The organism is Burkholderia sp. IMCC1007 (assembly GCF_027257875.1).
GTDB lineage: Bacteria > Pseudomonadota > Gammaproteobacteria > Burkholderiales > Burkholderiaceae > Burkholderia.
The window spans coordinates 84,851-107,683 of sequence record NZ_JAPVQY010000019.1; the positions used below are offsets into that span (position 1 = coordinate 84,851).

Here is a 22,833-nt window from a genome sequence, read left to right on the forward strand (position 1 = left end):
ATGCGAATTGACGACATTATTTTGGTGACAGTGTCAAGAAAGTCGTCAACTCAGGTGCCACATGCCTTGAACCGTCGGGATTCTGGAGTGACAGAATTAATTTGCTCTACGCGCGAGCAACGCTTCGCCGCGGCGGCCGGTCAATCCATCTTTTGCGAAGGAGCATGTCATGACGATCGAACAGAAGCTGGCCGAACTGGGCCTCACGCTACCCGAACCGCCGCAACCGCTCGGCAGCTATACGGCGGTCAGCGAAGCCGGCAATCTGCTGTTCATTTCCGGGCAACTGCCGCTCGTCGACGGCAAGATCGCCTATACGGGGCGTATCGGCGAGCAACTGAGCGTCGATGACGGACGGCATGCCGCGCAGCTCGCGGCGCTGAACGTGCTTGCGCAGATCGGGAAGCACCTCGGCGGATTCGAGCGCCTGCATCACATCGTGCGCGTCGAGGGGCACGTGGCATCGGCCGACGGCTTCTACGCTCAGCCGGCCGTGATCGACGGCGCGTCCGATCTGTTTGCCGCAGTGCTGGGCGACAAGGCTGGACATGCGCGCTCGGCTTTTTCGCAGCGGCAATTGCCGGCGGACGCGGCCGTGGTCCTGGTCGTGATCGCGCAAATCCGTCCGGCGTAACCGCATGCCGCCCGCCGGCCGCGGCATTGCTGCTGCCGGACGGCTTCCCCGCCCCCCCGCCGATTCCCCGTCGTCATTGTCTTTTCGATATAAGGTCTGCATCACGGGAAACCCTTGTCCCGCAAGGCTCGACGCAATCCAGATACATTGAAATACAAAATATCGTATGCGATTTAATCGAATGCGCTTGACGAGCTGCGTCGCCTCGACCAAACTGCATCGCATGCGATCGAATCGCATCTGAGAAAAACTTCCAACCTGACGGAGTGAATGATGAGCAAGATCGAAAAAGTGCTGTACACGGGCAAGACGCATACGACTTCCGGCGGTCGCGACGGCGCGGCGCGTAGTTCCGACGGCCGCCTCGACATCCAGTTGTCGTCGCCGGGCAGCGCGGGCACCGGCACCAATCCGGAACAGCTGTTCGCGGCCGGCTGGTCGGCCTGCTTCATCGGCGCGATGCAGCTTGCGGCGCGTGCGGCGAAGGTGACGCTGCCGGCCGATCTGGCGGTCGATGCCGAAGTGGACCTCGGCATGGGTGGTAACGCGTACTTCCTGCAAGCGCGGCTGAACGTGAGCGCGCCGGGGCTCGACCGTGACGTGGTCCAGCACATCGTCGATACCGCGCATCAGACCTGCCCGTATTCGAAGGCGACGCGCGGCAACATCGACGTCGAAATCCGCATCGTCTGAACGCTGCGCGGGGCGGCCCGACGCCGCCCTCGCGAATGTCCTTTCCCATTCTTGTCGAGATCAATGATGAAAACCCAACTGATCGCTGCCGTTCTCGTTGCCGTGTCCGCTGCCGTTGCCGCGCCGGCCTTTGCCAACGAAGCCGTCGTGACGCGTGCGCAAGTGCGCGCCGAACTCGTCCAGCTCGAGCAAGCCGGCTATGTGCCGGGCCGCGCGAACGATCCGCACTATCCGAACGATCTGCAGGCCGCGCTCGCACGTATTTCTGCAAACGACACCGTGACGGCCGCTGCCGCGACGTCCGGTTACGGCAGCGACGCCGCAGCCGCGACCCAGTCGGGCAGCCGGCCCACGACGCGCATCGCCGATCGCTCGATCTACTTCGGTCACTGAACCCAGGCGCGATCGGCGCCGGATGCCGGCGTGCGGCGCGCAACGCCCGAATTCCTTCTTTTCCGTCGAGGTACATATGAAGACCCAACTGATTGCAGCCCTGCTCGTCGCCGTGTCGGCTTCCGTTGCCGTGCCGGCGTTCGCCGCCGAGAGCACCGTCACGCGTGCGCAGGTGCGCGCGGAGCTGGCCGCGCTCCAGAAGGCCGGCTATCTGCCGAATCGCCCGAACGACCCGAACTATCCGGACAACCTGCAGGCCGCGCTGAAACGGGTGCGTGACACCGATGCGACGGCGGCCGACCCGCAGGCATCCGGTTACGGCGGCAACGGCGACAGCGCAACGCAATCCGGCAGTCGCGGCACGATCCGCATGGCCGAGCGCTCGATCTACTTCGGACACTGAGCGTCGCGCCGCAACCGGCGGCAACGTACAGTAAATAAAGCGCATGCGATGTAATCGCATACGCTTTTTCGTTGGTGCGCTGCCGGCGCAGGCGATCGCGCCTATGCTGTGCGACGGACAGCCTTCACTCGAGGAACCGGCGATGCTGGAAGCAACGACAGGACACGCGGCAGACACGCCGCACCCGCTCGACAACGTGGTATGGAATGCACTCGCCGGCGAGCAGCGCCGTTTCGCGCTCGGCGACGATCGCGCCTTGCGGTTCCCTCCGACGGTCGCGCCGTTTGCCGGCATGGCCGACCGCAGCGCGGGCGCGTTCGACGCATTGCGTGGCCTGATCGACGCGCACGGGCCTGCTGCGCTGGTCACGCCGGACGAAATCCCGACGCCGGCCGGCTTTTCCGTGGTCTGGCGCGCGGTGCTGCATCAGATGGTCTGGCAAGGAACGCTCGATGACGTGGATCCTTTCGAGCACGTGTCGCTGACCGAAGCCGACGTGCCGGAAATGCTCGAACTGATCGCGGCGACGGAACCGGGCCCGTTCGGCCCGCGCACCATTGAATTCGGCGGCTATATCGGTGTCCGCAGGCAGGGGCGGCTCGTCGCGATGAGCGGCCACCGGCTGAGGGCCGGCGGCCATGTGGAGATCAGCGCCGTGTGCGTGGATCCGGCGTTTCGCGGCCAAGGGTTCGCGGCGGGACTGATTCGGTCGTTGATCGCAAGCCTGCGCGCACGCGGGGAAACGCCGTTTCTGCACGTGCTGTCGTCGAATCGCGTCGCGATCGACCGCTATCGGGCACTTGGCTTCGTAACGCGCCGCGACATGAACTTGCTGGTGCTGGGAAGCGCGGCAACGGGAGCGGGCGAGCCGGAGAACCAGCCGTAACCGATGACGCCTGTCGACTCTGACGGCCTGACACGCAAGGAAAGTCGCGAAGATGACGGTGGCCAGCGCAAGCTGCTGCGCCGGCCGGGTATCGAATCTGCGTCGGTTCGCTTATTCGCTGACTGAATCGATCAGGTTGCCGCGCAGCGTGACGATCGCCTTCTGCATCTTCGCGAATTCGTCGGGCTTCAGGCCGGTCGCTTCGACGAGGTTCATGTCGAGCCCCTTTTCGCGCACGCGGCGGCCGCTTTTCGTCAGGCTCACGAGCACCTGGCGTTCATCCGACGGATCGCGATGCCGCTCCAGATAGCCCATCGCCTCGAGCTTCTTCAGGATCGGCGTCAATGTGTTCGACTCGAGGAACAGCTTCTCGCCGAGTTGCCCGACGGTCTGGTTGCCCTCCTCCCACAGCGCGATGATCGTGATGTATTGCGTGTATGTGAGGCCGAGCGCTTCGAGGATCGGTTTGTACGCCTTGCCGAACGCGAGGTTCGTCGAATAGATCGCAAAACACAGAAACTCGGACAGCTTCGGCGTGGCGGGCGATTGTGCTTCAGTCGGTTTCATGAACGTTCTCCATCGACTCACGAGCGGTCGCAGGTGAACGCATTATATATCGCATGCGATCTTATCGGAAGCATGGTTATCGTTTCCGATCAAGAGGAAAGAGGATGCGTGCGCCCGAACTCGCGCTCGGGGTCAGTTTCGCGCGCGGTCGTCCGGCCCGCGACGCGCACCGGTCCGCTGCCGGCTCACCGACAGCAGCGAACACTGCACCGGATGCGCGATTTCGGTCGCGAGGCCGCCCGCGGCGAACAGCAGGATCATCAGCCAGCGTTTCATGCGTCCTCCACGACGGACAGACTTGCGCCGTTGGCAACCGACGCGTCGAGCGCATACGGATCGACGCCGTCGAGGCAGCCGAGATTGACGCGCCAGCATCCGGGGTCCTTGCGCGTCTGATGGAACGGATAGACGCCGCAACGGCTGCAGAAATAGTGACGGGCCGTGCGCGTGTTGAAGCGGTAGAGCGTGAGTGCGTCCTCGCCCGCGACGATGTTCAGCTCGCTTGCGGGGAACATCGGGCTCATCAGCGCACCGCGGCGGCGGCAGAGGCTGCAGTTGCAGCGAACCGCCGGCGCAAGCGCGGTGCGGACTTCGAATTTGACGGCCCCGCAATGGCAGGACCCGTTGAACCAGGTGGCAGACATGATGTGCTCCTCGAGAGGTCATGCCTGCGTTATAGCGGACGCGTGTCGATGCGTTGTATCGCTCTGTATCCGCATGGCGCGCAGATACAGAGCATTGCAATTTTGCGGCGCCCGCTGCGTGTGGCCGTGGATATCGGGCAATCAGTCCAGCGCGTGCTGCAACCGCGCGATGGCCTCGCGTGTTTCGCGCTCGAGCGCCGCGAACAGTTCGGCGGCCGGCAACGACCGCACGAGCGGCGCCGCCTGCCCGGCCCATTGCGCGCCGTAGCCGAATTCGCCCTTCGCCTTCGCGGCCGCATGCAGCGCCTTGCCCGCGTCGTACGCGATCGGATAGGCCGGCGTGGGCGGCGCATTCGGATCGTCGCCGAGCGCAGTGAACCGGTTCTCGATGCCGCGCGCGACGCGGCCGGAGATCGCGGCCGTCAACGTCGTGCGCCGTGCCGCATCACCGAGGATCGCGCGACGATAGCCGTCGTCGATCGACGTCTCCGGGCATGCGACGAAGGCCGTGCCGAGCTGCGCGGCCTGCGCGCCGAGCGCGAGCGCGGCCGCAACTCCGTCGCCGTCCATGATGCCGCCCGCGGCGATCACCGGCAGTGCGCATTCGCGCACGATCAGGCGCGTCAGCGCGAAGGTGCCGAGCCGGTCGTCGTGCGCCGTCGAATCGAATACGCCGCGGTGTCCGCCGGCCTCGATGCCCTGCGCGACGATGGCGTCGATGCCCGCTGCGGCGATCTGCCGGGCTTCGTCGAGATTCGTCGCTGCGGCGAACAGCGTGATGCCCGCGCGCTTCAACGTCGCGATCGCCTCGTCGGACGGCAATCCGAAGTGAAAGCTGACGACGGCCGGCTTTTCATCGAGCAGCATCGCGAGCATCGCGTCGTCCGCGACGAAGCTCGTGTAAATCTCCGACAGCGCTGCGGGCGGCGTCGCGCCCTGCTCGCGGAATGCCGGCGCGAGCCACTCGAGCCACGCGCGCTCGACGGCGGCGTCGGCGACGGCCGGCTGGTGGCAGAACAGGTTGATGTTGAATGGCCGGTCGGTGAGCGCGCGCGTGTCGCGGATCATCTTGCGTGCGCCGTCGGCGTTCGTTGCGCCGACGCCGAGCGAGCCGAGGCCGCCCGCGTTCGACACGGCCGCCGCCAGCGCCGGCGTGCTGACGCCGGCCATCGGCGCCTGGATGATCGGGACGCGGATGCCGAGCGTGCGCAACAGCGTCCGGGTGTCGGTCGAGTGATTCATGTCGTGTGCCTCCAGTGGGCGATCGAGGTGCGAACGTGCTGCGACCGCGGTATGTGTTGCGCTGACGGGTTGCTCGTAGCATAGCGGACCGCGAAACCACCTCCAAGGCCGTCAGCGTGCGGCGTTCATCGAACGCTTCACCCGACTCGGCTTTGCTGTTCCCGATCGCGCTCACCGCATTCATCATCGTCGCGCATTGAAACCGGAAGCGAATGAAAACGCTTCCCCGAATCGCGTGGATGGAGATGGCCGACCCGTTCGAGAAGATGGGCAAAACGGCCATCGTCTGCGCGCTGCGGACCACGTGACGCAGCACAACCGCGAGCCGGAATGACCGGCAGGCCGATGCGTTCGTGCCGCGCTTGAACAACACGACGCATCGGCCCCCCCCCCTGCTATCGACCCGGCCGGCCGCGCACGCGGTACGCGAGTCCCGCGCAGGCGGCCAGCAGCGCGGCCGTGACGAAGAACACCGAATGCAGGCCGAGCGCGACACCGATCTGCCCGCCGATCACCGGCCCAATCACCTGCCCGCTGAATTGCGCGGATTGCAGATAACCGAGCATCTGCCCCGTCGCGCGGTCGTCGCCGGATTGGCGAACCAGCTTGCCGATCGACGGCAGCAGCCCCGCGAGCGTCATCCCCATCAGCACGCGCAGCGCCGCCAGCTGCCACCAGTGCGTGACGAACGCCTGCGGCACCATCGCGAGCGCGGTCAACAGCAGGCAGCCGACGATCACGTTCCAGCTGCCGATCCGGTCCGCGAGCGCACCGAGCCGCGCGGCGGTCAGCATGCTGCCGACCGCCGAACACGCCATCACGACGCCGGCGACGCGCGCCAGATGACCGGTGCCGACGCCGAGGCCGCCGATATAGACGGTGATGATCGGCTCGATCGACATGTTCGCGAGCAACACCATCATCGCGGTCACCAGCAGCGTGCCGACGGCGGCCCGGTGCGTGCGCCGTGCCGGGCGCGCGGTCGTGGCGCGGGTGCGCACCTGCGCGTCGGTATCCGGGCGAAAGTCTTCCTTCACGACGATGATCGTCAGCAGCGCGGCCACAGCGATCATCGCGCCTCCCGCGAAGAACGTGCCGCGAATGCCGAGCCAGCCCGGCAGCAAGCCGCCGACGAGCGGCCCGACGAGATTGCCCGCGAGCGCGCCGGTCGACAGGATGGCGAGCGCCCAGCCCGCGCGTTCGCGCGGTGCCTGCGTGCCGACCATCACGGTCGACGCCGACGCGTAGCCGCCGACGAGCCCGGCTACGAGCCGCAGCGCGACGAGTTGATGGACATCGTGCGCGACGCCGATCAGCGACATCACGACGGCCATCCCGAGCGCCGCGCGCACGAGCATCGGCTTGCGGCCGAAGCGGTCGGCGAGGCGGCCCCACAATGGCGCGGTGACCGCGGTGCCGAGAAAGGTCGCGCCGAATGCAACGCCCGACCACTGGATCACGGCCGACTGCGCGTCGACGCCGAGTTGCCGCACGTACAACGGCAGGAACGGTAGCAGCATGCTCAGGCTGACGAGCGTCGTGAACGAGCCGAACACGCACACGGCCAGATTGCGCCGCCAGTAGCGCGCATGGCGTTCGGCATAGCTGGCGGCGGGCCCGTCGGCGAGCGCCGCGGCCGGCGTCTGAATGGTCGTGCTCATCGCGTGCGCCGTGTGGCGATCAGGTCGACCGCGAGGGCCAGCAGCAGCGCGGCGGCGCCGACGGCGAACAAGGTTTCGTAATGGCCGCCGCTCGACGCGAACACGAACGACAGACCGTACGCGGCCACCGCCTGCATGATCGCGAAGCTGGTGGTGGCGCCTCGCCATGCGCGTTTCGCCACCAACGGATGATGCGCGAGCAGTTCGTTCACGCGGCCGAGCGCGAGCGGCACGATGCCCGGCGTGAAGGCGCCGACCAGCACGCTCGATACCATCAGCGCGGCCGGCCCCATCCCGAGCAGCGGCAGCACGACCGCGGCGGCCTCGATCGCGAACGCGATGCGCAGTGCGCGGCCGAAGCCGGCACGGTCGGCCAGATGCCCGCAGGCGAGCGGCCCGACGATCGCGCCGAGCCCGTACAGCACCCAGTACTGCGCGCCCGCGTCGACGCCCTTGCCGAGCCCGCGCGCGACGTAGTCGACGAGAAAGATCATGTGCGGGACGAGGCCGACTGCATTCAGCCCGTATTCGACGTACAGCGCGCGCAGGCTGCCGGCGCGCAGGTCGTGCGCGGGTGCGGCGCGGGACGGGGCGGCGACTGCGGGCGGGGCGTCGTCGGCCGGCCAACCGCGCCACGCGACGGCGGTCAGCAGCAGCGACACGAGCGCGAGCCCGAGCCACGTCGCGGTGAGGCCCTGCCGCAGCAGGATCGGCACGATCGTGCCCGACGCCGCGATGCCGAGGCCGATCCCGGTGAAGATGCCGCCGCTCGCGAAACCGCGCCGCGCGGGCGGCACGTGCGTGAGGATGGCCGGTGCGGCGAGCACCATCAACGCGCCACCCGACAGCCCGGACGCGAAACGCCACACGAAGAACCACAGGAACGACACGGGCACCGCGCACGCGACGAACGCGAGCGTCGCGATCAGCATCATCGCGCGCAGCACGGTGGTCGAGCCGGCGCGGCGCGCCAGCGCACCGGCCACGAGCGCGCCGGCCAGATAGCCGCCGAGGTTCGCCGCGCCGAGATACGCGGCGGTCGACGCGGGAAACCAGTGCGCGCCGATGATCGCGGGAAGCAGCGGCGTGTACGCGAACCGCGCGAGGCCGATGCCGATCAGGCTCGCACTGGCGCCGGACACCGTGCCGCGCCATACGTTGAACGCCGGGGCGTGCGGGCGGTTCAGAACCGCGTGTTGCATGTTGACCTCCATTCGCTGGACGGGCGCACGCGCGCTCGTCGGTTGAAGGAAGTCTAGATTGAACCGAAGTCCGGCAGAATCCACGCGTTACGGAAGCCATTCTTCCGTGAAACGACTCAATCGCCGTCGGTAATGGCAGCCAGCCGCGCGAAGTGTTCGCGCAGGCGCGGTGTTACGAAATCGACGAATGCGCGCACCTTCGGGACCGACAGGCGGCCGTAAGGCGTGACGAGATGAATCGGCAGCGGCGCATGCTCGCTGTCGCGCAGCACGATCCGCAGCGCGCCGTCGCGCACGGGCTCGGCGACGTGATACGAGAAGAGCCGCGTCACGCCGTGGCCGGCGAGCGCGGACGCGACCGCGCCGCGGATCGTGTTGACGATGAAGCGCGGCGCGAACTGGACGACCTGCGGCAGCGCGGACGAGCCGGTCGGCGGGAAGCTCCACGAATCGAGCCCGAAGTGCGTCATCGAGATGATCCGGTGTTGCGCGAGATCCGCCGGCGCCGTGATCGGCGGATGTTTCGCCAGGTAGTCGGACGACGCGACGACGACCCGCCGCACGGCGCCGACCGGAATGGCGACGAGCGTCGAATCCGCCAGGTGCGCGATGCGCAGCGCGACGTCGATCCCTTCGTCGATCAGGCTCACGGGACGGTCGAGCAACTGCAGTCGGATCGACACGTCCGGATGGCGGTCGATGAATTCGTCGAGCAGCGCGCGCAGCACGTCCTCGCCCGCGGCGACCGGCGCGGTGATCGTCAGCAGCCCGCGCGGCGCCGAGCGCTCGTCGGCGATCAGCATGTCGGCTTCCTCGAGATCGGCGAGGATGCGGCGGCACGCCGCCGCGTAGCGCTCGCCGGCTTCGCTCAGGCGGATCGTCCGCGTGGTGCGGTACAGCAGCGCGGTGCCCGTGTGTTCTTCGAGAAACGCGATCGCGCGGCTGACTGCCGCCGGCGAGCGGCCGAGCCGGCGGCTCGCGCCCGCGAGACTGCCCTCGTCCAGCGTGGCGACGAACACCTTCATCGCATCGATTCGGTCCATGGCTTTGAGTGGGCGCGAGTGGTCGTGTCATTGGGGCGGGAAAGCGCAGCGAGCAGTCTACCGTAGGCGCGCTCCGGTGCCTGACCGGCCGTGCCGGGCCGCTTCGTGAAATACTTGCGCCATGCGCCGTTGCGGAACCCTGCGATGACTGAAAAGCCTGCCGTACCGCCGTTCCGTTGCGTCGTCGTGCGTCACGCGCTGGCGTGCGTCGCGGCGTTGCTGATCGTCGGGCCGGCGAGCGCGGGTTCCGCAGACGATTTGCCGCGCGCGCCGGCCGCTCGCACGCCGCAACACATCCTGTTCGTCGGCGACAGCCTCACGCACGGCCGCTACACGCCCGTGCGCTCGTACGGCGCGATGCGCACCGGCAGCGGCGCGCGCGGCGACACCGCGCAGGTCGTCGACGAAAACTTCGCGCAGACCGGCGCCCGCGCCGAATTCGAGCCCGGCCCGTGGGGCGGGATTCCGGGCATCTTCGCGCGCTTCGCGGTCGAAGCCGGGCTCGACTACGACGTTCATCTCGAAGCGATGTCGGCGACGAGTCTCGCGAAACACGACCGCGTTGCGTCGCGCGTGATCGACCGGCCCATCTGGGACGCCGTCGTGCTGCAGGAACTGAGCGCGAAGCCGCTGCCGTTCGCGCTCACGCACAGCCGCGCCAGCGACCCCGCCGGTTTCTGTGCGAGCGTCGCGCGGCTCGCGCGCGGCATTCGTGCGGCGGCGCCGCACGCGCGCGTCTACCTGTATGAGACCTGGCCGAGCGCCGATCGCGCGAAAGCGCTCGCCGGCGCGCCGGGCAGCGACGGTTTCCACGCGCGCTACCTCGATCGCATCGCCGACATCGGCGCCGCGTATCGCGACGCATTCGAACGGGCACGCCGGGCCGATCCGTCGATCGTCGCCGTCGCGCCGGTCGGCCGCGCGTGGCAGCGGGCATGGGCAGCCGGTATCGCCGATCCCGATCCGTATGCACCGTCCGGCGCGCCGATGCTGTGGTACGGGATGCACGCGCACGGCGATCCGCCGATGTCGCAGCCCGATTACCTGCATCCGGGCGTGCTCGGCGCCTACCTCAGCGCGCTCGTGCTGTTCCAGCAGATTGCGGGCGTCGATGTGCGCACGTTCGGCCCGCAGGAGCAGGCAGCCGCGCAACTCGGCATCGCGCCGCAGATGGCCGAGCGGTTGCAGGCCGTTGCGTCAGATACGGTCCGGCACGAGCGGACCGGGGCCGATGCCGTCGATGCCGTCGATGCCGGTTTCGATCCGGTGCCGCAGGCCGGACATTCCAGTCGCTGTGCGCCGCAATGAAGCGCGCCTGATTCGTCACATCGGCAGGCCGACGCCGGCCGATGACGTGCGTCGCGGCCGCCGCTCGATCGTGCGATCCCGGCCGGCCGTGCTGATATCAACGCGCTGCACATGCCATTCGCGATCGCCGATCACGCGAGACGAACCCCGTGGTTTTCCCTGCGTCGGCGCTCCGGGGTCGGCCAGCATGCTGGCCGACGCCCGTCCGGCGGGCGTTCAGCAGCCTTTCTGCCCGGGAAAGGATGCTTGAAGCATCCGCAATTTTCGCGCCGCGCGAATTCGCCCACCATGTTTCGGACGATCGGCGCCGCCCGCGCTTCCGGCCTTTTGGCCGACGTTGCGGGCGTCGCCGTCGCATCGCGCGACCGCGCCCGTGATGGCGGCCGCGAACGGCCGGGCAGCGCGCCACGGCAAATCGACAATCTGGAGACACGATGAACAGCCAATCCCTCGATCTTGGCGGCACGGCGGGCAGACCCGCTTCCGCCCTGCCGGCTTCGGCCCGCGCGGAAGCCGAGCCGCCCACCGTTGCCGCCCGTGGCATCACGCTCGGCGAATTCATGGACGACCTGCCGGTCGGCGCATTGCACCGGTTCGTCGTGTGGGTGATCGGCGTCGGGCTATTCTTCGACATGTACGAGATCTTCCTCGTCAGCACGATCGGCACCGCGTTGCAGCACGAGTACGGACTGAGCCGGCAAAGCGCGGATTTCAAGCTGCTGCTGGCGTCGGCGTTCATCGGGATGTTCGTCGGCGCGTTCTGCCTGGGCAGCCTCGCCGACCGGATCGGCCGCCGCAAGGCGTTTCTGATCACGCTCGTCTGGTACAGCGCGTTCTCGCTGGTCGGCGCATTCTCGGTGAACGCCGACATGCTGGTCGCATGCCGGTTCCTGACGGGCATCGGCGTCGGCGCGATCTATCCGGTCGCCGACAGCTTCCTGTCCGAAATCCTGCCGAAGGAAAAGCGCGGGCGGCTCGCCGCGTGGGCCTATACGACTTCCTACGTCGCGGTGCCGCTGGTCGGCTTTCTCGCGGTGTGGCTCAATCCATTGCATATCGCCGGCGTGGCCGGCTGGCGCATCATTCTCGCGATCGGCAGCCTCGGCGCCGTGTACGTGCTGCTGATCCAGCACCGGCTGCCGGAAAGCCCGCGCTGGCTGCTCGCGCAAGGCCGCACGGCGGAAGCACATGCCGCCGCGCGGCGCTTCGCGCAAAGCGCCGGCGTGCGCGCTCCCGAGCAGTTCGCCGAATCCGCCGAACCGCAGCGGCCGCTTCGCATCGGCGAGCGCATTGCGTTGCTGCGCCGTCAGCCGTACGGCAAGCGTTACCTGATGCTCGCGGTGTTCCACCTGTTCCAGGGCTTCGGCTATTACGGGTTCGGCACGCTCGCGGGCACGGTCGTCAAGAGCCGCGGTTTCGACGTGACGGACAGCACGCTGTTCATCGCGCTGTCGTTCGTCGGTTATCCGATCGGCTCGCTGCTGTCGATTCCGCTGCTGAACTGGATCGAGCGCCGCACGCTCGTGATCGTGTCGATCCTGTCGATCGCCGCATTCGGGCTGGGCTTCGCGTATTCGGGCAATACGGCGCTGATCGTCTGCTTCGGTTTCCTGACGACCTGCGCATCGAACGTGTTCAGCAACGCGTATCACGTGTACCAGGCCGAGATCTTCCCGGCACGCGTGCGCTCGACGGCGATCGGCAGCACGTATGCGCTGTCGCGCATCGTCAGCGGCGCGCTGCCGTTCATGCTGCTGCCGGTGCTCGCCGATTACGGCGCGGGCGCGATGTTCGGCGTGATCTCGGTCGCGCTCGGCATCGTCGCGGTCACGCTGCGCGTGTTCGGGCCGCTGACCACGCGACGCAGCCAGGACGACATCAATCCGGTGTAATGCGACACCCGGCGCGGCGCGTGCCGATGCATGCGTCGCGCTCAGCGCGCCGACATGAAATCGAACAGCTTCGCGATGTCGGTGGTCAGCACGGTGCCGGCCTTCACGCCGACCCACAGCGTGCGCGTCGCCCACGCATCGTCGAGCTTCACGACCCCGAGCCGCGCTGCGCGCTCGCGGGTGACCGCATCGCGCGGCAGCACGCCGATGCCGAGCCCGGCCTCGATCATCCGGCTCACGCCGTCGAAATTCGATACCTGGATGCGCAGCTTCAGCGAGCGCTCGACCGCGAACGCGGCGTCGGTCATCCGCGCGAGCAGCGAACTGCCGTCGCTCAGGCCGACGTAGTCTTCATCGAGCGTCTCCGCGAAGCGGATGCTGTCGTGCGCGGCGAAGCGATGCCCGCGCGGCACGAGCAGCACGAGTTCATCGCGCCGGTACAGCCGGCGTTCGATGCCCGGCGCCGGGACGTTGTCCGCGAACACGCCGAGATCGGCCTTGCCGGACGCGAGCGCGTCGACGATCTCGTGGCTCAGCCGCTCCTCGAGACTGACCTTGATGCCCGGGTTGTCGGTGAGGAACGCGGCGAGATCGGCGGGCAGGAACTGGACGATGGCCGACGTGTTGGTCCACACGTGGATGTGGCCGCGCACGCCGGCGACATAGTCGCTCATCTCGTGCGCCATCCGGTTGACCTGCTCGATCACCTTCGCCGCATGGTCGAGCAGCGCGCGGCCGGCGGGCGTCAGTTCGACGCCGCGCGCATGCCGGACGAACAGCGCACTGCCCGTCACGCTTTCGAGCTCCGCAATGCGCTTGCTGACCGCGGACAGCGTGAGCTGGCCATGCTCGGCCGCCTTGGTCAGGCTGCCGTGCTCGGCGACGAGCGCGAACACGCGCAGCGACTGCAGATCGAAATGAAGCGGGTTCACCATGTCGTGGATCCTGGGGAAAAGCCGTGCGGCGCGCGCGGTCAGCGCCGGCTCGGCCTGATGCCGATCATACGCGCGGCCGTGCGGGCGTGAAACGGCCCGGTCGGCGCGACGTCAGCGCGTGCAATGCCGCGAGCATCGCGCCGTCCGGCTTCGCGAGATCGTCGAGCACCGAGAAATGCTGCATGCCGGGCAACCATGCGCGCGCAACGCGTTCGCCGGCTGCTTCGCACGCGTCGGCGTATTCGTGCGCTTGCCGCACGAGCTCCGGCAGCTCGGCCGCGCCGACCGCGACGACGGTCGGCGCGCCGGGACCGACATGGTGCAGCGGGCTGTAGGCCGCGATCTCGTGCGCGGTGAGTTGCAGCTTGTCGTCGAGCACGCACAGCGAGATCGGTTCGAGATCGACGAGCGGGCTGATCGCGAGCGCCGACACGACGGCCGGATGCGCGCGATGCACGGCCGTCAGGTGGCCGCCGGCCGAGTGCCCGCTCAGATGGAGCGGCCTGCCGGCGGTGCCGATGCCGTCCGGATCGGCCGCGAGATGATCGAGCAACGCGCCGATCTCGGCGACGATGCCGGTCATCGATGCGGCCGGCGCGAGCGTGTATTCGGCGAGCACCACGTCGAAGCCGCGCGCGAGCGGCCCGGCCGCGGCGTACGCGAAATCCTCTTTCGCGCAGTGTTGCCAGTAGCCGCCGTGAATGAACACGAACAGCGGTGCGTCGGGCCGGCCGCAGCGCAGCCAGTCGAAGCGCTGCGCGGCACGCGGGCCGTAACGCAGATCGCGGCTGCCGGGTGTCGCGTCGTACAGCGCCGCGCTGCGCGCCTGGCAGGACGCGAGCACCGCCGGGAAATCGGCAATCGCCTTCGTGTTCAGATAGGCGGCGTCGAGTGCCGCGCGGTCCATGCCGCGATAGAGGATCGTCATTCGGGAAGCACCTGGTCGGATTGCGGAGGCGCGGGCCCTGCGCGGTGCCCGCTGCGAACGCGGCGCACGGGCCGCCGTCGCCGCATTATCCGCAGCGCGGGCGGGCCCGGCTATCCGGAATCGGCGAGCGGTGCGCGCGTGTCCGCTTTCGGCGAAGGACTGCGGCGCAGCGTGCCGCGCGTTGCATGGCCGCGTGGGCACGCACGGTGAAGGGGCGCGCCGCCCTGCTCCGTCAGATCGGCTCCGAGATCTCGATCAGGTTCAGGTCGGGGTCGCGCACGTACACCGAGCGGATCTTCTGCGTCGCACCGGTGCGCTCGACGGGCCCTTCGACGATCGGCCATTCGACGCGCCGCAGATGCGCGATCACGTCGTCGAGCGGCACCGACGCGATGAAGCACAGGTCGAGCGCACCCGGCACCGGCACGTGCGCCTTCGGCTCGAATTCCGCGCCGCGCACGTGCAGGTTGATCTTCTGATTGCCGAAACGGAACGCGAGCCGCCCGGCGCCGAAGGTTTCGAGCTGCATCTGCAGCACCTCGGTGTAGAAGTGCCTGGTCCGTTCCGGATCGACGCAGGTCAGCACGAGGTGGTCGAGGTGGTCAATCAGCGCCATGTGATTCGCTCCCGTTCATGAGAAAGCCCGCTGCGCCGGCATGTCGCCGGCTTCGGCGCGCGGCGCCGGATGAAGGTCCGCGCGCCGCCCGGCCTTCAGGATCTGGCTCGGCACGTCGTGCCCGATCAGCGCGGGCAGCCGCGCGGCCGCGGCAAGCACGGCCGCGAGATCGATGCCGGTATCGTAGCCGTCGAGCGCGAGCATGTGCACGAGCTCTTCGGTGCACGCGTTGCCGGTCGCGCCCGGCGCGTACGGGCATCCGCCGAGCCCGCCGAGCGACGCGTCGAAGCGGTCGATGCCCGCGTCGAGCGCGGCGAGCGTGTTGGCGAGCGCCATCCCGCGCGTGTTGTGAAAGTGCAGCGTGAGTTGCAGTGCGCCGAAGCGCTCGCGTGCGCGTTCGCCGAGATCGCGCACCTGCGACGGAAACGCCATGCCGGTCGTGTCGCACAGCGTGAAGCCGTGCACGCCGAGATCCGCGAACCGCTGCATCCACGCGAGCACGGTTTCGGCGCGCACGTCGCCCTCCATCGGGCAGCCCATCGCGGTCGACAGCGACACGTTGATCGCGACGCCCGTGCCGCGCACCGCGTCGATCACGTCGCGCAGCTGCGAGAACGACTGCTCGCGGGTCATCCGCAGGTTCGCGCGATTGTGGCTCTCGCTCATCGACATCACGAGGTTCACTTCGTCGACGCCGCACGACAGCGCGCGCTCCGCGCCGCGCACGTTCGGCACGAGCACCGTATAGACGACGCCCGGCGCGCGCACGATGCCGTGCATCACGGCCTCGGCATCGCGCAGCGCGGGAATCGCCTTCGGCGACGTGAACGACGTGACTTCGATCTTCGCGTAGCCGCATGCGCTCAGCGCATCGACGAGCGCGATCTTGTCGTCGGTGTCGACGAAGGCAGCTTCGTTCTGGAAACCGTCGCGCGTCGCGACTTCGTGGATGTAGAGTCGTTTGGGTCGTGTGCTCATGTCGTCGCTCCGGGTCCGTTCAGATCACGCCGCGCGCGCGCCAGTCGTCGCGCGTCGCGGCATCGATGCCGATCGATTCGAGTACCGCATCGGTATGCGCGCCGAGCGCGGGCGCCGCACGCTCGATGTGTCCCGGCGTCGCGCCCAGTTTCGGCACGATGCCCGGCACGAGCACCGGCGTGCCGTCGGGCAACGCGGCGTCGACGATCATGTCGCGTGCGCGGTAGTGCGGGTCGGCCGCGATGTCGGCGACGTCGTAGATGCGCCCGGACGGAATGCGCGCTTCGTTCAGCGCGGCGAGCACGTCGTCGAGATCATGTTGCGCACTCCATGCACCGATCGCCGCGTCGATCCGCGCGACCTGCGCGACGCGCCCGTCGTTGTGCGCGAGCGCCGGATCGTTGCCGAGATCGGGGCGCGCGATCAGCTCCATCAGCCGCCGGAAGATGCTGTCGCCGTTGCCGGCGATCAGCGCGTACTTGCCGTCGCGGCACCGGTACGCGTTGGTCGGGGCGATGCCGGGCAGGCTGCTGCCGGCCGCCTCGCGCACCGCGCCGAACGCCGAGTATTCGGGCAGCAGGCTTTCCATCATGTTGAAGACCGACTCGTACAGCGCGACGTCGACGACCTGCCCGTTGCCGCCCTGCTGTTCCCGATGCCGCAGCGCGAGCAGCACGCCGATCACGCCATGCAGCGCCGACAGCGAATCGCCGAGCGACACGCCCACGCGCACCGGCGTGCGGCCGGGTTCGCCGGTCAGATGCCGCAGCCCGCCCATCGCTTCGGCGATCACGCCGAAACCGGGCCGGTCGCGGTACGGGCCGGTTTGCCCGAAGCCGGACACGCGCAGCATCACGAGCCCCGGGTTGATGCCGGACAGCGTGTCCCAGCCGAGCCCCCAGCCTTCGAGCGTGCCTGGCCGGAAGTTCTCGATCAGCACGTCGGTTTCGGCGACGAGGCGGCGCACGACCTCTTGCCCTTCGGCGGTGCGCAGGTCGAGTGCGAGCGAGCGCTTGTTGCGCGATTGCGCGGCCCACCATACCGACGTGCCTTCATGCAGCAGCCGCCATTTGCGCAGCGGGTCGCCGACGCCGGGCGGCTCGACCTTGATCACGTCCGCGCCGAATTCCGCGAGCATCCGGCCCGCGAACGGGCCGGCGATCAGTTGGCCGAGTTCCAGCACGCGGATGCCGTCCAGGGGTCTCGTCATGACTGTCTCCGATGAAATCGTGTTGTCGATGAAGGCGATCATGACGGCGTTCGCACCCGGCGAAAATCGATCGATGCTCAAGCAGCCTTTCCTGAGCGGAAAGGCTCGCGGGCGAGAGACTGCGACGTACGCTGCGCGGGCCTTTCCATTCGGGAAAGCGCACTCGCGCAACGGTCAAGCCGAGCCGCGCGCGCCGTGGGCAGAATCGTTGCCGTTGCGCGCCCGCCGGGCGCCCCGTCAGCGAGGCCCGCCATGTTTTCCAGTTCTTGTCCCGCGCAGATCGTGTTTCTCGATGGCGCGACGCTGTCGCCGCAGACCGTGCTGCAGCCGTTCCCGTTTCCGCACGCATTTCGTACGTTCGAACGCACCGCCGAGAGCGAGGTGGCGGAACGTATCGGCGACGCGGACATCGTCGTCACCAACAAGGTCCGGCTCGACGCGGCGGCGCTCGCCGATGCACCGCGCCTGAAGATGATCGCGATCGCGGCCACCGGCACCGACATCGTCGATCTGGACGCATGCGCGGCGCGCGGCATCGTCGTCAGCAACATTCGCGGCTATGCGGTGCGCACCGTGCCCGAGCACACGTTCGCGCTGATGTTCGCGCTGCGCCGCAGCCTCGTCGCGTATCGCGACGCGGTGCGGGCGGGACGCTGGCTCGACAGCGGACAGTTCTGCTTCTTCGATCACCCGATCCGCGACCTGGCCGGGTCGACGCTCGGGATCGTCGGCGACGGCGTGCTCGGCCGCGCGGTGGCCGGCATCGCACGCGCGCTCGACATGCGCGTGCGGTTCGCCGCGTACGGCGACGCTCGGGGACACGACCACGTGCCGCTCGACGCGCTGCTGCACGACAGCGACGTGATCACGCTGCACTGCCCGCTCACGCCGGCCACGCGACACCTGATCGACGCGCGCGCGTTCGCCCGGATGGCGCGCCGCCCGTTGCTGATCAATACCGCGCGCGGCGGACTCGTGGACGAAGGCGCGCTGGTCGACGCGCTGCGGTCGGGGCAGATTTCGGGGGCGGGGTTCGACGTGGTCACGCAGGAGCCGCTGCCGCCCGCGCATCCGTTTCACGCGATCCTGTCGCATCCGGCCTTCATCCTGACGCCGCATGTCGGATGGGCGAGCGACGAGGCGATGCAGGCGCTGGCCGACCAGCTCGTCGACAACGTCGCCGCCTTTGCGGCGGGGGAGCCGCGCAACGTCGTGTGATGCGTCGGCAAGCGGCGGTCGTTTCGATTTCGAGCGCGTATTTCGACCGCGCAAAACAGAACGGCCCCGCTCGATTGCTCGAAGCGGGGCCGGCTGGATTCGGGGTTGCGGATGCCGACGACTCGGCGCATCAATTCAGCGCTCGTGCATCCGGACGATCTTGCGACCGGTTTGCGGATTCTCCGCGCGCGCTGTGTGCACGAACGCCGGCAGCCACAGCGGCCGGGCGGGCGTGAAACCTGAAACGGAGGTCGACGCGCGTATCAGTACGCGGACATCTCGACGCAGGGATCGACCTTCGACGGCGAGCAGATCGCCGAATACTTGGCGCTTTCGCGCATCAGCGCTTCGCCTTCGTGCAGCGCGATCTTGATCTCGGGGTGACGCTCGTACGCGAGGAATGCGGAGCACACGACCGCGGACATCACGATCAGGGAAAACACAAATTTTTCAAGGGATTGGAAACGTTCGGGCATGGTTCGACCTTTCTTCTAGCCCGGCGATTATATCTCGAATTAAGGGTTTTCCCTATATCTCGGCCTGGATATTGAAAATAGGTCTGATGGATGACGGGCTGGCATTCGCGCCCTTTTTCGCTGATCGGCGTCGGGACCGACTGTCGCGCAACGCGATTGCCGCGTGCGCAAGCCGCGCCGGCGGCGGCCATCGTCGTCGCCGGCTTGCGGTCGGCAGAAGGCGCGAAACGGCCCGCATCGATGCGCGCGGCCTTACCTGGACGGAAAAACGACGGCGAAGATCGTCGCGGCCGCGTTACCGCGGCGCCGACGCGGCGCTGCCCGCATTACCCGGCCATGCCTTGCCGATCCTGTCGATCATCGACTTGGCGGCGCCCGTCGCGATGGCCGCATCGACGCCCGAGGTCTGCCACGAACCGTCGGCGGCCTGCACGAACGTGAGGTTCGCGCGCGACGGCGAGTAGTCAGTATTGCGCCACGTGACCACGACGTCGCACGTATAGGTGCGCTCGCCGACCTTCCTGCAGTCGCCGTCGGGTTTCGCCGAGACCACGTCGGCGGATACGGGCAGCGGCTGGCCGAACAGCGCGTTCAGGCCGCCGTGGTTTTCCGCTTCGAGCGCACGGCGCACCGCGGCGTCGACGTCGGTCGATCCAGGGCCGTCGTGGAGCAGGTTGCAGGCGGCAAGCAGCGAGGTCGCACAGCCGAGCGTCAGCAGTGTTTGAAACTTCATGGATATCCGTGCATCGAGTGAACGTCGGGCGGCATGCGGCGATGTGCGATGAACGCAACGCGTGGCCGGTACGCCGCGTAGTCTGCAACGTCCGCGTGTCGTTCGCGGTATCCATTTGTAACCAATTGCACGGCTACGTGCGGGCAAAACCGGCGCGGCGCGCGGCGCAACGCAACCGCGCCGCCGCCCTGCTGCTGCCGCCGCTTTCGTTCGCGCCTACTGCCGCTCCTGCTTCACGCGGCTCACCAGCTGCGTCGGGCTCACGAACTGCAGCGCGATCACGACCCACACGAGCGTGATGGCCATGTAGATCATCGCCATCGCATCGATCGATTGCGGCGCGCGCACGCCGGTCGAGAACACCGCGTAATACAGCGCGACGACGAGCGTCTGCGTGCTCGGGCCCGCGGTGAAGAAGGTCAGCTCGAACATCCCGATCGTGCGCACCAGCACGAGCAGGCCCGCGGCGAGCATGCCGGGCACCAGCAGCGGCAGCAGCACATAGCGGAAATAACGCCAGGTGTTCGCACCGAAGATCCGCGCGGCGGCTTCGAGATTCGGGTCGATCTGTTCGATGAACGGCGTCATCACGAGGATCACGAACGGCAGCGCCGGCACCAGGTTCGCGAGGATCACGCCCGGCAACGTGCCCGCGAGCCCGACCTTGTACATGACGGTCGCCAGCGGGATCCCGTACGTGACGGGCGGCACCATCAGCGGCAGCAGGAACACCAGCAGCGCGAAGCGCTTGCCGCGGAACTGCACGCGCGCGAGCGCATACGCGGCCGGCACGCCGAGCGCGACCGACAGCAGCACGACCGCGCCGACCACTTCGACGGTCACCCACAGCACGCTCGCGAGCTGGAAGTCTTCCCATGCCTTCGCGTACCAGTGCAGCGTGAAGCCTTGCGGCAGCGGCGTGCCGAACCAGCGCGTCGCGATCGAGTTCACCGCGACGGTCGCGATCAGCAGCATCACGTTCAGCAGGAAGAACGCCATCAGCCCCCACACGAGCGCTTTCCACGCACGGCCGGCGAGGCTGCCGCGCAATTTCCGCGGTTTCATCGCGTTGACGGGCTGCGCGCCGGGCGGGTGGTGCTTCGGCGGCCACGCCGGCGATGCATGATTGTCGGTCCCCATCAGCCCTTGCCTCCCGTGACCGGACCGGTATAGAAGAAGCGGCGCGCGCCGAGCATCGACGCGACCACCAGCAGCTGCACGAAGCCCATCACGATCGCGATCGCCGACGCGAGCGAATAGTCGTAGCTCTCGAACGCGGCTTCGGCCGCCGCGATCGAGATCACGCGCGTCGGCCCGGCCGGCGCGCCGAGCAGCACGGCCGACGGAAACACCGAGAACGCCTGCACGAACGACAGGCATGCGGCCATCGTGAGCCCCGGCACGAGCAGCGGCAGGTAGATCTGCCGGAACTGCTGCCACGGGTTCGCGCCGAGGGTGGCCGCCGCGCGCGCGAGCGTCGGGTCGATGCCGCTGATGTACGACAGCATCAGCAGGAACGCGAACGGAAAGCCCGACACGATGAGCGACAGCAGCACGCCCCAGTAGTTGTGCGTGAGGCGCACTTCGTGGGTGTACAGATGCAGCCCCTGGAGCGCCTGCGGAAACCAGCCGTTCGGGCCGAAGTACGTGAGCATCCCGTCGGCGACGAGCACCGTGCCGAGCGTGACGGGAATCACGAGCAGCGTCGTGACGAACTTCTGATACGGAGAATTGCGGCGCAGCGCGAACGCGACGGGCACCGAGACGCCGACGTTGATCAGCGTGGCCGGCACCGCGAGCTTCAGCGTGACGAGCACGGTCGGCCACATCGCGGTGTCGGTGAAGAACTGCACATAGTTCGCGAGCGCGCCGCCGCCGTTCATCGGCTGGAACGACAGCACGAGGCCGTACGCGAACGGATAGATGAACAGCGCGACGATGAACGCGAGCGCGGGCGTGACGAGCCAGGCTTTCGCGTCGCGCGGCGTGCCGCCGGTCGCGAGCGTGCTCATGCGGCCCCCGCGCGACGCCCCGCCGCGCATGCCGCTTCGCGCAGCCCGTTCATTGCACGTCTCCCGCATAGACGAGCGTGCGCGCCGGCGCGACGCGCAGCCGCAGCCGTTCCGCTTCGGTGAATTCGCCGGCCACGCGCGCCCAGATCGGGCCGAACGGCGTGGTGGCGCGGATCAGCGAATCGCGGCCGCCGTACTCGACCGTTTCGACGGTCGCGTCGAACGCATTGTCGGCACCTTCTTCCGCGCGTTCGATATCGTCCGGACGCAGCGCGACCACGACTTCCTTCGCGTCGAAGCCGGCCATCGGCACACCGGTGAGGCGCACGCCACCGGCCGCGACTCGAACGCCGTCGCCGGCCGTTCCTTCGAGCGTGAACGGCAGCACGTTGCGATATCCCATGAAGCGCGCGACGTGCAGGTTGTGCGGGCGCGTGTACACGTCCTTCGGCGACGCGACCTGCTGCACGACGCCCTCCTTCATCACGACGATCCGGTCAGCCATCGACAGCGCCTCGTCCTGGTCGTGCGTCACGTAGATCGTCGCGCGTTCGAGTTGCGTGTGGATGCGGCGGATCTCGGCCCGCATCTCGATGCGCAGCTTCGTGTCGAGGTTCGACAGCGGCTCGTCCATCAGCACCAGCGGCGGCTCGATGACGATCGCGCGCGCGATCGCGACGCGCTGCTGCTGGCCGCCCGACAACTGCCCGGGCAGCTTGCCTTCATGGCCGACGAGCTGTACGAGCTCGAGCGCCTGCTGTGCGCGCCGCCGCGTTTCCTGCTTCGCGACGCCGCGCATCTTCAGCCCGAAGCCGACGTTCTCGAGCACCGACATGTGCGGAAACAGCGCGTAGTTCTGGAACACCATCCCGAAGCCGCGGCGCTCGGGCGGCAGCACGTCGATGCGCGTGTCGTCGAGCCAGATGCCGCCGCTCGTGAGCGGCTGCAGCCCGGCAATGCAGTTCAGCGCGGTCGATTTGCCGCAACCCGACGGGCCGAGCAGCGCGATGAACTCGCCGCGCCTGATGTCGAGATCGAGCCCGTTCAGTGCGGCGACCTGCGCGCCCTCCGCATTGGTGAAGCTGCGGCACACGCCGTCGAGCCGCAGCCGTTCGAAACTGTGCTTCATTGCGCGAACTCCGTCGGCGCGGGCGCCGCA

Annotated in this window: 27 protein-coding genes; 9 read left to right on the top strand and 18 right to left on the bottom strand. The window is 68.2% G+C overall.

Annotation, left to right across the window (positions count from 1 at the left end):
- The first annotated feature begins 169 nt into the window (after window positions 1–169).
- The 5 genes from O1Q03_RS18370 to O1Q03_RS18390 all read left to right on the top strand — a co-directional run bounded on the left by O1Q03_RS18370 (window position 170) and on the right by O1Q03_RS18390 (window position 3,009).
- On the top strand, window positions 170–634 hold the full coding sequence (locus O1Q03_RS18370) for a RidA family protein (protein ID WP_269505227.1): 465 nt from the start codon (window positions 170–172) through the stop codon (window positions 632–634).
- Between the two features lie 273 nt (window positions 635–907).
- Window positions 908–1,327 (top strand): organic hydroperoxide resistance protein, encoded by a 420-nt coding sequence (locus O1Q03_RS18375; RefSeq protein WP_269505228.1) that lies wholly within the window; start codon window positions 908–910, stop codon window positions 1,325–1,327.
- A 66-nt stretch (window positions 1,328–1,393) separates the two neighbouring features.
- Window positions 1,394–1,720: a DUF4148 domain-containing protein gene (locus O1Q03_RS18380; protein ID WP_269505229.1), complete on the top strand. Its 327-nt coding sequence runs from the start codon at window positions 1,394–1,396 to the stop codon at window positions 1,718–1,720.
- A 76-nt stretch (window positions 1,721–1,796) separates the two neighbouring features.
- On the top strand, window positions 1,797–2,123 hold the full coding sequence (locus O1Q03_RS18385; protein WP_269505230.1) for a DUF4148 domain-containing protein: 327 nt from the start codon (window positions 1,797–1,799) through the stop codon (window positions 2,121–2,123).
- A 142-nt stretch (window positions 2,124–2,265) separates the two neighbouring features.
- On the top strand, window positions 2,266–3,009 hold the full coding sequence (locus O1Q03_RS18390) for a GNAT family N-acetyltransferase (RefSeq protein WP_269505231.1): 744 nt from the start codon (window positions 2,266–2,268) through the stop codon (window positions 3,007–3,009).
- 111 nt (window positions 3,010–3,120) lie between these two features.
- Here the strand turns inward: O1Q03_RS18390 and O1Q03_RS18395 are convergent, their stop codons facing one another.
- The 7 genes from O1Q03_RS18395 to O1Q03_RS18425 all read right to left on the bottom strand — a co-directional run bounded on the left by O1Q03_RS18395 (window position 3,121) and on the right by O1Q03_RS18425 (window position 9,368).
- A complete protein-coding gene (locus O1Q03_RS18395; RefSeq protein WP_269505232.1) occupies window positions 3,121–3,576 on the bottom strand; it encodes a MarR family winged helix-turn-helix transcriptional regulator in 456 nt (151 codons plus the stop codon).
- A 132-nt stretch (window positions 3,577–3,708) separates the two neighbouring features.
- A complete protein-coding gene (locus O1Q03_RS18400; protein WP_269505233.1) occupies window positions 3,709–3,852 on the bottom strand; it encodes a hypothetical protein in 144 nt (47 codons plus the stop codon).
- Window positions 3,849–4,220, bottom strand: coding sequence for a GFA family protein (locus tag O1Q03_RS18405; protein ID WP_269505234.1), 372 nt, complete (start codon window positions 4,218–4,220; stop codon window positions 3,849–3,851). Before O1Q03_RS18405 ends, O1Q03_RS18400 begins: the two co-directional genes overlap by 4 nt.
- A 141-nt stretch (window positions 4,221–4,361) precedes the next feature.
- The gene (locus O1Q03_RS18410) at window positions 4,362–5,462 is read right to left on the bottom strand and encodes an NAD(P)H-dependent flavin oxidoreductase (RefSeq protein ID WP_269505235.1); all 1,101 of its coding nucleotides are present in this window, start codon (window positions 5,460–5,462) and stop codon (window positions 4,362–4,364) included.
- Between the two features lie 395 nt (window positions 5,463–5,857).
- Entirely contained in the window at window positions 5,858–7,123 is a 1,266-nt protein-coding gene (locus O1Q03_RS18415) for an MFS transporter (protein ID WP_269505236.1), read from the bottom strand.
- Complete coding sequence (locus tag O1Q03_RS18420) at window positions 7,120–8,325, bottom strand: YbfB/YjiJ family MFS transporter (RefSeq protein WP_269505237.1); 1,206 nt, start codon at window positions 8,323–8,325, stop codon at window positions 7,120–7,122. The genes O1Q03_RS18415 and O1Q03_RS18420 overlap by 4 nt, the downstream gene beginning before the upstream one ends.
- A 116-nt stretch (window positions 8,326–8,441) precedes the next feature.
- Window positions 8,442–9,368: a LysR family transcriptional regulator gene (locus tag O1Q03_RS18425; RefSeq protein ID WP_269505239.1), complete on the bottom strand. Its 927-nt coding sequence runs from the start codon at window positions 9,366–9,368 to the stop codon at window positions 8,442–8,444.
- A 144-nt stretch (window positions 9,369–9,512) separates the two neighbouring features.
- On the opposite strand from O1Q03_RS18425, the gene O1Q03_RS18430 reads away from it, so the two are divergent.
- Window positions 9,513–10,676 (top strand): hypothetical protein, encoded by a 1,164-nt coding sequence (locus tag O1Q03_RS18430; protein ID WP_269505240.1) that lies wholly within the window; start codon window positions 9,513–9,515, stop codon window positions 10,674–10,676.
- 15 nt (window positions 10,677–10,691) lie between these two features.
- On the opposite strand, the gene O1Q03_RS18435 is transcribed toward O1Q03_RS18430, so the two are convergent.
- Window positions 10,692–10,865 carry a hypothetical protein gene (locus O1Q03_RS18435; protein ID WP_269505241.1) on the bottom strand — a complete coding sequence of 58 codons (174 nt, stop codon included), beginning with the start codon at window positions 10,863–10,865 and terminating at the stop codon, window positions 10,692–10,694.
- 57 nt (window positions 10,866–10,922) lie between these two features.
- Here O1Q03_RS18435 and O1Q03_RS18440 point away from each other — a divergent pair, with 57 nt between their 5' ends.
- Both O1Q03_RS18440 and O1Q03_RS18445 read left to right on the top strand, forming a co-directional pair.
- Window positions 10,923–11,114, top strand: a complete 192-nt coding sequence (locus O1Q03_RS18440; protein ID WP_269505243.1) for a hypothetical protein — start codon at window positions 10,923–10,925, stop codon at window positions 11,112–11,114.
- Window positions 11,111–12,568 (top strand): MFS transporter, encoded by a 1,458-nt coding sequence (locus O1Q03_RS18445; protein ID WP_269505244.1) that lies wholly within the window; start codon window positions 11,111–11,113, stop codon window positions 12,566–12,568. The genes O1Q03_RS18440 and O1Q03_RS18445 overlap by 4 nt, the downstream gene beginning before the upstream one ends.
- A 41-nt stretch (window positions 12,569–12,609) precedes the next feature.
- On the opposite strand, the gene O1Q03_RS18450 is transcribed toward O1Q03_RS18445, so the two are convergent.
- From O1Q03_RS18450 to O1Q03_RS18470, 5 genes are all read right to left on the bottom strand, one after another.
- Window positions 12,610–13,503 carry a LysR family transcriptional regulator gene (locus O1Q03_RS18450; RefSeq protein WP_269505245.1) on the bottom strand — a complete coding sequence of 298 codons (894 nt, stop codon included), beginning with the start codon at window positions 13,501–13,503 and terminating at the stop codon, window positions 12,610–12,612.
- Between the two features lie 64 nt (window positions 13,504–13,567).
- Window positions 13,568–14,431: an alpha/beta hydrolase gene (locus O1Q03_RS18455; protein WP_269505247.1), complete on the bottom strand. Its 864-nt coding sequence runs from the start codon at window positions 14,429–14,431 to the stop codon at window positions 13,568–13,570.
- A gap of 232 nt (window positions 14,432–14,663) precedes the next feature.
- Entirely contained in the window at window positions 14,664–15,047 is a 384-nt protein-coding gene (locus O1Q03_RS18460) for a VOC family protein (protein ID WP_269505248.1), read from the bottom strand.
- Between the two features lie 15 nt (window positions 15,048–15,062).
- Window positions 15,063–16,025, bottom strand: coding sequence for a hydroxymethylglutaryl-CoA lyase (locus O1Q03_RS18465; RefSeq protein ID WP_269505249.1), 963 nt, complete (start codon window positions 16,023–16,025; stop codon window positions 15,063–15,065).
- A gap of 19 nt (window positions 16,026–16,044) precedes the next feature.
- On the bottom strand, window positions 16,045–17,235 hold the full coding sequence (locus O1Q03_RS18470; RefSeq protein WP_269505250.1) for a CaiB/BaiF CoA transferase family protein: 1,191 nt from the start codon (window positions 17,233–17,235) through the stop codon (window positions 16,045–16,047).
- A gap of 252 nt (window positions 17,236–17,487) precedes the next feature.
- On the opposite strand from O1Q03_RS18470, the gene O1Q03_RS18475 reads away from it, so the two are divergent.
- Entirely contained in the window at window positions 17,488–18,453 is a 966-nt protein-coding gene (locus O1Q03_RS18475; protein WP_269505251.1) for a D-2-hydroxyacid dehydrogenase, read from the top strand.
- 263 nt (window positions 18,454–18,716) lie between these two features.
- Here O1Q03_RS18475 and O1Q03_RS18480 read toward each other — a convergent pair whose 3' ends face one another.
- The 5 genes from O1Q03_RS18480 to O1Q03_RS18500 form a co-directional block, all read right to left on the bottom strand.
- Complete coding sequence (locus O1Q03_RS18480) at window positions 18,717–18,929, bottom strand: hypothetical protein (protein WP_096505276.1); 213 nt, start codon at window positions 18,927–18,929, stop codon at window positions 18,717–18,719.
- 295 nt (window positions 18,930–19,224) lie between these two features.
- Window positions 19,225–19,662 carry a hypothetical protein gene (locus tag O1Q03_RS18485; protein ID WP_269505252.1) on the bottom strand — a complete coding sequence of 146 codons (438 nt, stop codon included), beginning with the start codon at window positions 19,660–19,662 and terminating at the stop codon, window positions 19,225–19,227.
- A 216-nt stretch (window positions 19,663–19,878) separates the two neighbouring features.
- A complete protein-coding gene (locus O1Q03_RS18490; RefSeq protein WP_269505253.1) occupies window positions 19,879–20,802 on the bottom strand; it encodes an ABC transporter permease in 924 nt (307 codons plus the stop codon).
- Window positions 20,802–21,674, bottom strand: a complete 873-nt coding sequence (locus O1Q03_RS18495) for an ABC transporter permease (RefSeq protein WP_269505254.1) — start codon at window positions 21,672–21,674, stop codon at window positions 20,802–20,804. The genes O1Q03_RS18490 and O1Q03_RS18495 overlap by 1 nt, the downstream gene beginning before the upstream one ends.
- 49 nt (window positions 21,675–21,723) lie before the next feature.
- Window positions 21,724–22,803 carry an ABC transporter ATP-binding protein gene (locus O1Q03_RS18500; protein ID WP_269505255.1) on the bottom strand — a complete coding sequence of 360 codons (1,080 nt, stop codon included), beginning with the start codon at window positions 22,801–22,803 and terminating at the stop codon, window positions 21,724–21,726.
- Window positions 22,804–22,833 lie beyond the last annotated feature (30 nt).